This is a genomic window from Psychrobacter sp. ANT_H56B (assembly GCF_008369245.1).
GTDB lineage: Bacteria > Pseudomonadota > Gammaproteobacteria > Pseudomonadales > Moraxellaceae > Psychrobacter > Psychrobacter cryohalolentis.
This window is the reverse complement of record NZ_VOBF01000001.1, coordinates 571,737-584,834: the sequence shown is the minus strand read 5'-3', so window position 1 is coordinate 584,834 and position 13,098 is coordinate 571,737. Positions and strand designations below refer to the sequence as shown.

Annotated in this window: 8 protein-coding genes; 2 read left to right on the top strand and 6 right to left on the bottom strand. The window is 42.6% G+C overall.

All coding sequences use genetic code 11. The features are described from left to right. Window positions 1–151: 151 nt before the first annotated feature. Together FQ082_RS02335 and FQ082_RS02330 are read right to left on the bottom strand one after the other, a co-directional pair. On the bottom strand, window positions 152–1,549 hold the full coding sequence (locus FQ082_RS02335; RefSeq protein WP_020443797.1) for a peptidylprolyl isomerase: 1,398 nt from the start codon (window positions 1,547–1,549) through the stop codon (window positions 152–154). 177 nt (window positions 1,550–1,726) lie between these two features. Continuing rightward, window positions 1,727–4,720 (bottom strand): LPS-assembly protein LptD, encoded by a 2,994-nt coding sequence (locus FQ082_RS02330; protein ID WP_149491889.1) that lies wholly within the window; start codon window positions 4,718–4,720, stop codon window positions 1,727–1,729. 326 nt (window positions 4,721–5,046) lie between these two features. Between FQ082_RS02330 and FQ082_RS02325 the strand changes: the two genes are divergently transcribed. Next, a complete protein-coding gene (locus tag FQ082_RS02325) occupies window positions 5,047–6,177 on the top strand; it encodes an aminoglycoside phosphotransferase family protein (RefSeq protein ID WP_262498127.1) in 1,131 nt (376 codons plus the stop codon). 84 nt (window positions 6,178–6,261) lie between these two features. Beyond that, complete coding sequence (gene murU / locus FQ082_RS02320; RefSeq protein WP_149491887.1) at window positions 6,262–6,990, top strand: N-acetylmuramate alpha-1-phosphate uridylyltransferase MurU; 729 nt, start codon at window positions 6,262–6,264, stop codon at window positions 6,988–6,990. 102 nt (window positions 6,991–7,092) lie between these two features. Here murU and FQ082_RS13205 read toward each other — a convergent pair whose 3' ends face one another. The 4 genes from FQ082_RS13205 to FQ082_RS02305 form a co-directional block, all read right to left on the bottom strand. Further along, a complete protein-coding gene (locus FQ082_RS13205) occupies window positions 7,093–7,209 on the bottom strand; it encodes a hypothetical protein (RefSeq protein ID WP_020443792.1) in 117 nt (38 codons plus the stop codon). 61 nt (window positions 7,210–7,270) lie between these two features. Then, window positions 7,271–8,287, bottom strand: a complete 1,017-nt coding sequence (gene cydB / locus FQ082_RS02315) for a cytochrome d ubiquinol oxidase subunit II (RefSeq protein WP_149491886.1) — start codon at window positions 8,285–8,287, stop codon at window positions 7,271–7,273. Further along, the gene (locus FQ082_RS02310) at window positions 8,287–9,780 is read right to left on the bottom strand and encodes a cytochrome ubiquinol oxidase subunit I (protein ID WP_020443790.1); all 1,494 of its coding nucleotides are present in this window, start codon (window positions 9,778–9,780) and stop codon (window positions 8,287–8,289) included. The genes cydB and FQ082_RS02310 overlap by 1 nt, the downstream gene beginning before the upstream one ends. Window positions 9,781–10,282: 502 nt before the next feature. Further along, complete coding sequence (locus tag FQ082_RS02305) at window positions 10,283–12,829, bottom strand: esterase/lipase family protein (protein ID WP_149491956.1); 2,547 nt, start codon at window positions 12,827–12,829, stop codon at window positions 10,283–10,285. Window positions 12,830–13,098 lie beyond the last annotated feature (269 nt).

Below are 13,098 nucleotides of genomic sequence, written 5' to 3'. Positions count from 1 at the left end.
TTTTACTCGTCGTTTTTATGCTTGATCGTTTATGTATCTACAATTATTTTCAATTAAATAACAAGTCAAAAGGCATAAAAAAAGGATATACGCACTGGCATATACCCTTTTTTATAAAATACTTTGACTGGTTATTTAGTTCACTTAATCATTAACCAAGCACTTGGATATAAGCGCCAGCACGTAGCTCTTGTAGCCAGTCTTCTTTGGCTTGTGGTGCTAGGCGTTGATATAGAGCTTGACGTGCCATAGTACGACGATACTCATCGCTGACATCTTGTTGACGCTTACCTTCAACTTTGAGTATGTGCCAACCAAATTGCGTTTTAAACGGGGCAGAATAGTCACCGACAGCTGTGTTTTTCATCATTGCTTCAAACGGAGCAATCATTTGATCTTCACCAACCCAATCTAGATCGCCACCACGCCCTGCTGAACCAGGATCGTCTGAATACGTTGACGCTAGACTATCAAAAGCAGCACCATTACGTAGCTGACTATATAGGTCGTTAATTTTTTGCTCAGCAAGAGCATCTGTTTGTAGTTCATCAACTTTAACCAAGATATGACGAGTATTCCACTGAGGAACAAGCATGGTATCACTGGCTTTTTTATTGGCAAGCTTAATGATATCGATACCTTCAGGGGTGACTAAAGGCGCACTCACAGCGCCAACCTCAAGTTTGGTAATCTCGCTCGATAGCTCAGTTGGCAGGGCAGCGGCTTTATGAAAGCCCATATCACCACCTTGTAATGGGATAGGGTAGCTGCCTTGACTGGCTGCAATCGCTTCAGCGACATTGACATTTGGCACAAGAAGGCGTGTACGTAACTTTTGTGCCACTTTTAAAGCGTCATTACGCTGTGCTTCTGATAGGCGACTATAGTCATCCATATATGGAACACGGACATGGACTGTCTGATACTCACTTTGGTTCAAGCGTTTGGCTTCAGGTGATGCCAAAAATGCATCGATATCCTGCTCGCTAATACGCACACGATTGGTGATTTGACGCTGTTGTAAGGCTTGAATCGCGGCATCTTCAATCAACTGCGCGCGCAAAGTCGCGTAGCTGCCCGATTGCGCTGAGTCTAAACGCTGTTGTAAAGCGGCGATGCTATTTAAACCTTCTGCTTTTGCTATTTGTTCTAAGCGCTTATTGATAGACGCTTCATCGGGATTTAAACCAACACGTTTGATCAAGGACAGCTGTAGTTCACGCAAAATAAGGGCGTTTAATACTTCTGACTGTAACTGTGCTGAATTGGCAATAGGTTCACCCGCCGCTTTTGCACGTGCCTGTGTCTGAGCAATGGCAGCAATGAGATCACTTTTTAAAATCGCATTTTCATTCACCAATGCAATGATGCCATCTGTACTATTGGCAGGCGTTAAACGGGCCACGTTGTTTTTTTGAGTCGTCGTCGCTTGCGCTTTTGCAGAGTTCACCGTTGCTGCTTGGGCACTAACGCTCATACCAAGAGCAGTCATTAAGCCCATTGATAGGAATACTGCTTGGCTTGTCTGGCGTAAAGAAAAAAATCTCATGATGCTCCTCATCAATGTCATTGCATCGGATGGTAATCGGTTAAATCCACTCGCCACTACTTTAGCATCAAATAATGTTAATACTAAAGTATTGGCTAGGGTTGTTTATAATAGAATGCAAACCAGTTTATACCATACATACTAGGCTATAAATTAGGCTTGTCTCTTATCATGTTATTAGTCTTTCCATGCATTTTGAACAGGTTCAAAACCTAATACTTTATCAGCAAGTAAGCGTGTCAAACGGCTACTACCACTGCCAAGACCACTTAATCTCACTTCTGCCATAATCGCTTGTGTGGGTTTTTCAGCAATATTCAAGTCATTATAATAACGACGACCATAAACCGCAAAGCCAAAACAGCAATCTTCATAATCGATCCCAATCAATGAATCGAGCATTTGGTTGCGATTATAGTCGTATTGACCTTGAGCCAGTACACGCCAGTTATTATTGATTGGGAAAACTGCTGACACTGTCAATGCAGACAGTGGTAACTGGTTGGTATTTTCATCACGTTGACGTTTGATAAAGCCTACATTAAATAAGCTTCTATCAGATGGCTGATAGCGTAACTCAGTAGTAATATAATTTAAATCGTAGCTATTTGTCAGCGCGCCACTCACATCGACCCAGACATTATTATACGGCTGTGTGCTGGTATCCCAAACTAACCCTGAAGAGGATGAGGTAAAGACAGGTTTTGTATTATCAAGCGTAACGCGTCCATCATCGAGATAAAATTGTTCACCAATGCTACCATCAAAACGTGTCACGCCCGTTGCATCGATGTAACGATAGTTAATACCTGGGGTAAAAGCATGTAAATCTTGTAAGCGATCATGCCCTAAAAACCAGCTGTCTGAGAATAACTGCTCATAGTTAATAGAGGCAATACGAGTATTAAAGTTTGGAATATCGTTTTGGTCTTTATAAGGCGAGTAAGTATATTTCAGGCGCGGGCTAAGTAAACGATAACCACCTAACGTGTCATCAAATGCGCCAAACGGTGAGCCGGCTTGATAAAAATGTAAACCTGCATCAATACTGGCTTGCGGGACAAACACTGACTGGCTGCCATCATCTTTATCCAGTGAATTGTCAACTAAGCTGTCTTCATCATAAGTGGTAAACAGATGTTGTAAGCTTAGCTTTGGCTTGATATAACCCCATGAGTTCTCCATAGGATAAGATGCACTGAGTTTATTATAAAAACGTGTGCCACTTTTTTCATTCTCAGAACCATCATCGATAGATTTTTTAAAATAAGCGGAGTCACTGACGCCAGTGATATCAAAATGCTTTGCCCAAGGTAGACGGTAATCAAGTTTGAGCTGCGGTAGGCGCGAGTAAGGCTTGTCTTTATCTTGCAACATCTGCCCATTGTTATTCAACGCATCAAGTGTTTGGAAGGTTTCTACTTTTAGCTCGCCGTCGACATAGTCATTATAATAATTCAGTTGCGCTCGGCGCGGCAAGTTTAAGGTGTTATCTGATAAACCTAGCGTATCAAAATCATTAAGGTAGTCGGCATCAGATACGTAGCTGTATTTGGCCTCACCGCTTAGGCGTGGGATGCTGGTAGATGACCAATAATGATCATAGAACAAACTGCGGCGGTCTTCGCCATCGTATTCTTTATCATTAGGCAAGTACGAACCATTAAAGATACCCTCGCCATAATTTTCTGTTAAATAACGAAACTCTCCAGATAGCATAGGATTACGAGTGGTATAAATATGCGTGCTTAGCGTGGCATCATAGTTGGGAGCTAGGTTGAAATAATAAGGCACATCAATTTCAAGTCCGTTTTCGCTACTGATACTTGCATTAGGCAATAAGAAGCCACTACCGCGTCGACTGTCTATCGGAAAGTTAAAATAGGGCAGATAAAATACGGGCACATCAGCAATACGGAAGGTGGTATTGTAAGCTTCACCGCGTCCTGTCTCAGTGTCTAAATCTATGCTTTTGGCATCAAATTGCCACTTACGATTGGTCGGAGGGCAGGTGCTATACATGACCTCATCCAATTCATATTGGCTCTCATTCGGTCGGTTTAAGCGCTTGGCATAACCATGTGCTTGTAGCTCAACACTGGCAAAGGCAACATTTGTAGCAGTAGATTGCCCTGTTTCAGTATTATAATTCAAATTGTCAGCAACACCAATGAGACCACCTTGCGTTGCTTTATCAGTAAGGCTGGTTTTACCGTTTTGCTGAATGCGGTCTTGTGCCCCAGTTACAGAGACATTGCCCGTAGCTTGGTCAGTAAACATCACTTTACCTTGCGCCGCTGCCACCCCGTTGCTTAAGTCCAATACGATTTTTTCAGCCTCAATATGCTGAGTCCCTTGGTCAATGATGACATTACCTGATAGCTCGGCATAATCGACATTATCATAGTAGCCATAATCTGACTCTGCAAATAGTGGCGCTTGATTATTGGGCAGACCATTTAAATTGGGTGCTGGTTGCCCACTACTGGCGCTTGCTTCATTAACAGCCCGTTGATAGTTAGGGTTTTTCTTAGGATAGACCCATTGTCCCTCACAGCGCGCCGCACTATCGACAGTGTTTGGCAGCAAGCGCAGATTGCTACCTACGGTTGGGATATTAGTCGTTACAGGCGTCAAACTGTTTTGAATATTATTTTGTTCGTCATTTACGCTAGTGGCTGTAGTATTGTTTGATGTTGCAACATTCGTATCTGGCGTCAGCTCATAAAATTCTGCTAAACGTTTAAGGCTTTCTTGAATACTCTCATCATTGGTATCAATTCGACGATTACCAGCTTTTGCTGCGTTGCTTGTATTTACTGGAGCAACGCGTCTATCTTGGCTCGTCTTGGTACGATCGTTAATCGCAGTGATATTATTGTTATTTACAGCCGCGTCATTACCTAGAGTAGCATCACTACTCAAACTGGCTTTTTTATAGGCTGCTGCCTGCTGACTGTCGCTTTGATAGCTGATGTCTTGATTGATTTCATTATTAAAACCAGCATCAGTTGCTACGTTATCGGCATACTGGTTTGAGCTATCAGTCACCAATGGCTCAGGCATCATCGAGTCAGTCTGATTGATAGCGGCACTAACGGTCAGGCTTGATAAGCCTAGCGCGCCAAATAAAATCAAACGGATGCTTTGGTAAAGCGGAGAATATAACAAGGGCACACCTATGATTTGTAGAGCCTATTGGATTGCAATATATCGTCTATCAAGTCTGTTTTAGACAGCTACAGCGCTTTATAAACGAATAATAAATAATATAATCTTAAAAGTTGGGACGTTTTACATATAATGACGACTAATCATAGTCAAAAAAAACCAAATCAGCTACACTATTTATCAAATTATCAAAGTTTATTAGATAGCCATGCTATTTTTAAGACAACAGCGACTGGGCAATAAGCGCTCACTATTTTAGCAAGTATTTGTCCTACTTATCACTCATTTAGTCATTTACGACTTATATTTAACCTGCGATGCTTTTTATGACCGAAAAAACTATTACCGACGAACGAATATTAGAACTTGCGATGCCTGCCATTAATACGCGCCAAGAGTCATTAGAGTGCTGGTTAAAGCAAGTGTTTGAGAATCAAACCTTTACCCTTGAGAGCTTACCAGGTGATGCCAGTGCTCGCCGTTATCACCGTATTCAGCTAGTAGCTGGTGGTACAGATGATACGACAAAAATAGCGCGCTATATTGTCATGGATTCGGCTGATGAGCAAGACGCGATGCAGCAGTTTATTAATGTGGCAAAGCTCATGTCGCAAGCCATCAATGTGCCGACGCTGATCGCGCAAGATGTGACAAAAGGCTTTTTGGTCTTGCAAGATTTTGGCGCGGTAGAGTTCGCTCATTTATTGGTTGGTGCTACGCCTGCGCAAGTAAGTGACTACTATCAATCAGCGATGCAGACACTGGTTGCGTTGCAGCAGATACCGGTAGAGCTAGCAAAATCTCAACATCAATTGCCTGATTATGATGCCGCAATGCTCAACCGTGAAATGGACTTATTTAGCGACTGGTTTATCCCGCATATTGGCGTGACACTTGATGTTACGCTATGGGAAAACCTAAAATCAGCCTTGATAGAAGAGATTCTATTACAACCGCAAGTTATCGTCCATCGTGATTATCATAGCCGCAATTTGATGCAGGATCAGGCGGATAACACGCGATTAGGGGTGATTGACTTTCAAGATGCGGTGATTGGCGCGCATAGCTATGATTTGGTATCATTGCTGCGTGATGCCTATGTCGAATGGTCGGAAGCGCAAGTAACGCAGTGGATTTATGATTTTTGGCAATTGCAAAAACAAGCAGGGCTATTAACAGCAGACAGTGCTGAGCAACTTGAAAGTCAGGTCAATATCATGGGCGTACAGCGGCACCTAAAAGTGCTTGGTATTTTTATCCGGCTTTATGAGCGCGATGGTAAAAGTCGTTATTTAGCGGATATTCCTAAAGTCATGCGTGATTTTCTTTTTGAATTAGAATGGCTAAGTACAAAAGGCAGTGCGCGTCTGCAACAAGTCGTTTTGCCATTTAATCAATGGATACTGGATACAGTATTGCCTGCTTATCAAACCAAATTTGTGCAGCAATATATTTAACGCTCATATATTTAATGTCAATGTATTCAAAGCTATTGATCATCAGTCGCCTCGTATAAATTTCGCCAAGAATAAGGATTATCTATGTCGGTAATAACGCAAGCCATGATTTTGGCAGCCGGTAAGGGTACGCGCCTGCGTCCATTAACCTTAGAGACACCAAAGCCGTTAGTGGAAGTAGGTGGGCAGCCACTTATTATTTGGCATATTAAAGCGCTACAAGCTGCTGGTATTACTGATATTACGATTAATGCCTCTTGGCTGGCTGATAAGTTGATGGACACGCTTGGCGATGGCACACAGTTTGGCATACAGTTGCATTGGTCACTTGAAGCTGACGCGCCATTAGAGACAGCAGGTGGTATTTTTAAAGCGCTACAAACTGGAAAGTTAAAAAATGAACCATTTATCTTAGTCAACTCTGACGTATGGACGACGTTTGATTTTAGTCAGTTGGTCACGTATGAGCTAAGCGCAGACCAGCGCGCCCATTTATTGTTGATTGATAATCCTGAACATAATGAGGGTGGCGACTTTGCTATTAATAATGGTTTGGCAAGCGAGCAGGCCATTGGTGACGCCGATAAATATACTTTTGCTGGCATCAGTGTGGTGTCGCCACGATTGGTTGATGGCTTGGTATCAGGTCAATCTGCCGCCCTTGGACCCTTACTTAGACAAGCAATGATAAAATTCCAAGTAACGGCTGAGATCATGCCTGATAATTGGATAGATGTTGGTACGCCTGAGCGCCTAGAGCAGGTAAATACCTTTATAGAAAATAAAGGTGTAAGCGAACATTGCGGTGCTTAATCTATAATATCTAGTAGTAATAGGCCATAAAAAACCGCAGCGCTAATCATTGATTAGGGCTGCGGTTTTTTATGAATAGCGCATGGGGTAACTATTTATACGTTATACGCCCATTGCCAATTTAATCAGCTGGGCAATGGTAAAAATCGTCAGAAAACCTGCGATATATAAACCAATAAACCATGCCCACTGAGATTGTTTTTTACTAAGATTTTTCATGATATTCTCCTAAACAGTTTTCTCCTGAAAACTTAGAATATAGAATACTGCTTAATAGCTATTAATACATGTGCTCGTGACCAGTTTTACCTTTAAACGTATAATAGGCAAACGCGGTATAGCTCAAAATAATGGGTAGCATAATGCCAGCACCAATAAGCATAAATGACAATGAAGTATCCGCTGCTGCTGCCTCATAAATGGTCATCTGATACGGCACAATATAAGGGAAAATCGCAAAACATACGCCGATATAACCCATCAAAAACAGCGCGACGGTCAATAAGAACGGGCGATATTCACGCTCTGAGGTCAAGTCTTTACGCATAAAGAAAAATAACGCCAAGACGATAATCGGCATCGGTGCAAGGTACAATAACCCTGGTAAGCTAAACCAACCTTCAAGCGCTTCAATATCTGAGAAGTACATAAAGGCAGTCACGACAATCATTGCGACTACCAATGCTGATAGCATCCAACCAGAAACTTTGCGTGCCCACACTTGTAGCTTGTGCTCAGTCTTAATAATTAACCACGTCGAGCCAAGCAGCGCATAACCGATAATCAAGGCGATACCGCAAACTATGGAGAATGGCGTGAGCCAATCAAAAGGACCACCGGTATACAAACGATTACTTGCTTCAAGTCCTTGTACCAAAGCGCCAAGCATAATCCCTTGGAAGAAGGTAGCAACCACAGAGCCGATAAAGAAAAAGGTATCCCATACATAGCGGTGTGAGGTTGCTTTAAAACGGAACTCAAATGCCACGCCGCGCATAATCAAACCGAACAGCATAAAGGTTACCGGCAGATAAAGCCCTGTCATAATAATGCCATAGGCGACTGGGAAGGCGGCAAATAAACCACCACCGCCCAATACTAACCATGTCTCATTACCATCCCAAAAAGGGGCGATAGAGTTCATCATGCGGCTACGATTTTTGTCGGAACCCGCAAACGGGAATAAAATACCGCAGCCCAAATCAAATCCATCAAGTAACACATAAACGAAGACAGCTAAAGCAATTAAGCCGCCCCAGATGAGGGGTAAATCTAATACGTCACCAAAGTTAAACATTAGCGTAATCCTCCATCTTCGACGTCATCGGCAGGCTGATCCAAATCTTCTACTTTCTCACTGGCATTGCTATCGCCGCTTAACGTGCGACCTTGACCTTCAGTGATAGAGTGCTCATAGAAGTTATCATCAGCAGGGTCTTCATACGGCTGTGGACCCTTTGCAATCAAGCGTAAAATATAAAAGCTGCCTGCGCCAAATACGAAGACATATAGCACGATAAAGCCAATCAGCGTCGTTGCCACTTGTTGTGCCGCAACTGGAGACATGCTTTCTGCCGTTCGAATGACCCCATATACCGTCCACGGCTGACGCCCAGTTTCAGTGACGAACCAACCAGCTAGTAGAGCGATAAAACCCATCGGGGTCATCATCATCCATAAGCGATGGAACCAGATACTATCAGAATTAAATTGCTGCTTTTTAAAGTATTTATACAGACTAAATAATCCCACCAATACCATGAGCATACCGATGGCAACCATGATACGAAACGCCCAAAATACAATGGGAACGAATGGTCGATCTTCTGGCGCCCAGTTTTTAAGCCCTTTCACTTCTTTATCAAATGAGTGGGTTAAAATTAAACCGGACACATAAGGTATTTTAACTTCATAGTGATTCTTTTCCGCTTTTTGATCTGGAATGCCGAATAATACCAGCGGCGCACCACGCTCATTTTCCCAGAGCCCTTCCATTGCTGCGACTTTCACAGGCTGGTGCTCTAGCGTATTAAGCCCATGCATATCGCCAATAAGTACTTGTGCTGGGGCAACAAAAATCGCCATCACCATTGCCATACCGAGCATGACACGACCATGTTTGCGATGTTCGACATGTTTTTTAGATTGCAGATAATACGCACCGATACCGCCAATAACAAAAGCAGTCGTCAAGAAAGCCGCGGTCATCATATGGGCATAGCGATAAGGGAATGAAGGGTTAAAAATGATTTCTAACCAATTGGTGGGATACAGTAGGCCATCTGCGCCAACCATAAAGCCTTGTGGCGTCTGCATAAAGCTGTTGGCAGCCAAAATCCAGAACCCTGATATCAGCGTACCGATAGCGACAATCGCCGTTGAGGCAAGGTGCATACGTTTACTGACACGACCCCAGCCAAAGAGCATAATCCCTAAGAATGATGCTTCTAAGAAAAAGGCGGTTAAGACTTCATAAGCAAGCAAGGGGCCCAGCACGTTACCCGCTTTATCGGAAAACACTGCCCAGTTAGTACCGAATTGGTAAGACATTACCACGCCCGATACCACGCCCATCCCAAACACCACGGCAAATATTTTTACCCAGTGTTTATAGACTTCAGCATAAATAGGTTCACCAGTTTTTAACCAGCGAAACTCTAAAACCGTCAAAAAGCTGGCAAGTCCGATAGAAAAAGCTGGAAAAACAATGTGCCATGAAATAACAAATGCGAACTGGATACGCGCAAGCATCAGCGCATCAAGCTGGTCAATCATAAATGTAGCGAACATAAGCGGTTACCCTTATATTTTAGCTGAATAGCGCTTGCTTCCATGTTACGCTGAAATCATTGTTCGTAGCTGTCCGTCGATACGGATGTCAGTAGGATAATAAGTGTTACGAACAATAGTCAATGTAAACTGGCTATCGTTGTCATTTAGACAACACCTTATCTATGATAATTTAAGCACTACTATTTAGTTAAAGTAAATAATTTATGTCCTTATAAACTATAAGATATGTCTCTTATGGTATTATTAAAATATTTTCTATTTCAGCATTATGCGCCTGAGTCTGCTTACGCGCAAGTTGCTATCCAGCCATATTACACACCTATTGGTCATAAATGATTTACAATGTAATTGAGTGCTTTTCAAATCATAGCTATTGTTTAAGTAAGGTTATCAATAGATACAGAGCGGTAATATAAAACAACATTTTTTAATAATAATTTTTCGCCATCTATTGTAAAAAATCTACTGTGAAAATAACCAGCCTGTGATTCAATTTTAGCTATTGCTGTAATTGTTTATGCAATATACGCCGTAATGTCAAAATAGTTTGCGGATTTTCTTGGATACTATGACCACCGTTGATCACAGTTTCAGACGCTGCACCATCAAGATGCGCGCTGGTATAGGGCACGATTCCATCTGATAGACGATCGGTTAGTGCTTGGCTAATTTCTTCATTGACGATAACAGCAGCAACTAGCGCTTCAGGTGGCAAGGTATCTGTCTTAGCAGGCGTGTCTTTTGCAGTCTCTACCTCAACCACAACAGCTGAAACATCTGAGTTTTCTACATTGCTGGTACTACTGGTATCGGCAGTCTCAATCACGCTATCGTCATCTTCTATGACTGCTTGTGACAAATCAAGTTTGACGCCTTCCGGTTGCATTGCTGCCAGACCTCTTGTGATATCAGAATCATTATTGGCAATGATCGAATGATAAGTAATACGCTTATTGATGCTAATGTCTTTGGTTAATTGAATAAAGGAAGACTTGTTGCTCAATTGACTGGCACCATTTTGCAGGTATAACGCCCCTAGAGGGTTATTCGCCAAGTCGCCTTTGATAGCAATGGTTGCCAAATTGTCCGTAACGGTTTTTACTAAGCCCACCGGCAGATAAATAATGCGGCGTAACGCACGGGTAAACCAGCGATCGGCATAGTCCGTACCTTGGAATGGCGAAGATAAAAAGACTGCCGTATCAACTTGCGGTAGCGCATTTAATTCAAAACGGTTGCGTAGCTCTTTATTGGTAAGTGCTTGCTTGAGCATGGCGTCAACCTGACGCTGGCTGTTGTTGGCTAATAAACTGTTATCGTCTAATGCATCCAGATTATTCGCCAAATTATCATCAGATAACATCATACGAGCAATGATGCCGCCCATACTATGGCTAATAATCACGCTGTTCTTACTGGCAAGGTTTTCCCCTGCAGGGTCTGTTTGCTGATAAGTGGCAGTGATTAATTTTTGGATTTGATAGCGATTTTCTAAAATAGGCAGATTGGTCGGATAGAAAATCTGCCATACCTGATAGTTATTACGTAATTTTTCATCATTAAAAATATCGTTGGTCAAATTGACCCACGTTGCCGGACTTGATGCCAGACCATGCAGCATGATAATCACGCGTTTATTAGGGTCATAGGGCTCAAGCATAAAAAGTTTGGGTAAACTGGCTTCTTTTTGACGGGTAATAAGGTTTAGATAGCCGACACCATCGAGCTGATTTTCTGCTAACCAGAGTCCATAACCGGCAGAGAAGTTGGCGGCCAGTGGATAGTCATCGCCTAAGATAGAGGCGCTCTCGCTGCGGTAAGGGTTATATAAATGGATATCTAGCTGCTCGCTACTTAGGGTGTCGAGTACACTAGTGCCCGTAGGTTTAATCAGCCCCGTCATCAATAGATGCCCAGTAGGATAAATGCGTGAGCTGGCATCTTCTTCTTGAGCAATTTTTGCGGCGTTGCTTGCGCTATTGTTGCCAAGTCTGCCATTAGCCGCTTCTTGACCGATTTGACCTGAGAGCGAAGAGAGTAATAATTGACGAATAGTGGTGGTATAGCGATCGTCCAATGACGCCACCAAACTGATACCTAAACCCGGTCGCTTGCTAATAGAGTTTAGCCCCGACAAGCGCAGCTCATAAGTAGACACTAAGTCTGCTAGCGCAGAATTTTTCTCATTGGCATTTTTAAGATAGTTGTTTTCATTTGGCAAATACACATTTAAATGATAGTTGTCTACTTGCACCTTCATTACTTTGACTTGATCGGTTGGCTGTCCTTTGACGGGTGAACTATTGGCAATGGCTGCATTGACGGCAAGCTCACTACTATCACGCCTGCTGGTATTAGCGGTCGTGGCAAGATGCTCTACTTTTACATTGCGCATCAATTGGTTCATGTCGCCTGTTGATTGATAAAGCTGAGTAATAACATCATTGCTCGCGGCATTATAGATATCTTGAGTTTGGATATCGATATCGCTTGGGATACGATTTTTTGCCCGTCCGCCACTTACTTTTTCATCGGCTCCTTCAAAATCATGCTCTAGACTGTCATAGAATAAGTAGGTATAGCTGGATTTGATGGCATCAAAGAGACGCTCTTGATAGTCGATTAAACATATCTCGGTTTTGCTCTGCTGCGCTTTAGCTTCAGCATCATCCAAAGGTGCATTGGCATAATAGGGATCAAGTGGCGGACGGGCAAGCGCATTGCTACAGCTTTTTGAGGTAGCGAGTTGGCGCGCTTTTGCATAGTGTAACTCTGAAAAGGCAGCCAGTGCTGGGCGATAGTGCCTATTAAGCATGCTATCAGCAAGCTGCGTTAAGCAAAGCTCAAACTGCTGCATACAGGCTTGCTCATTGAGCCCTGCTGACAATAATAATGATGCGGTATCACTACTGAGCTTGTTATCAGTGACAATATTACCTCGCTGCGCCGAAATCGTCTTGGCAGAGGCCTGTCTATTAACAGAGACAGTGCTACAGGCAGGTAATATTGCCATAGCTGATAACAGTGCCAATACAGCTAAAGGCATTTTATTTTTATGAATAGCTGTCGGCGCATTATTGACAGGGTCAGCGAAAATCATAGGTAATTCCAGTGAATAATGGACAGGCATGTATTATCAAATAGCAATTATATTAGGATGAGTGTAGCGGAAGTTTGGTGCTTCGACTATCGTATTTATCGTCTTATATTCAAATTTTGCTAAATTTATTGGCTACGACGCTGGAGAAAACAGCACTACTGAAAAGATAGAATAATAAAGAAGGACAGCGCTTCAAATAAAAGTGAATGTAAGAG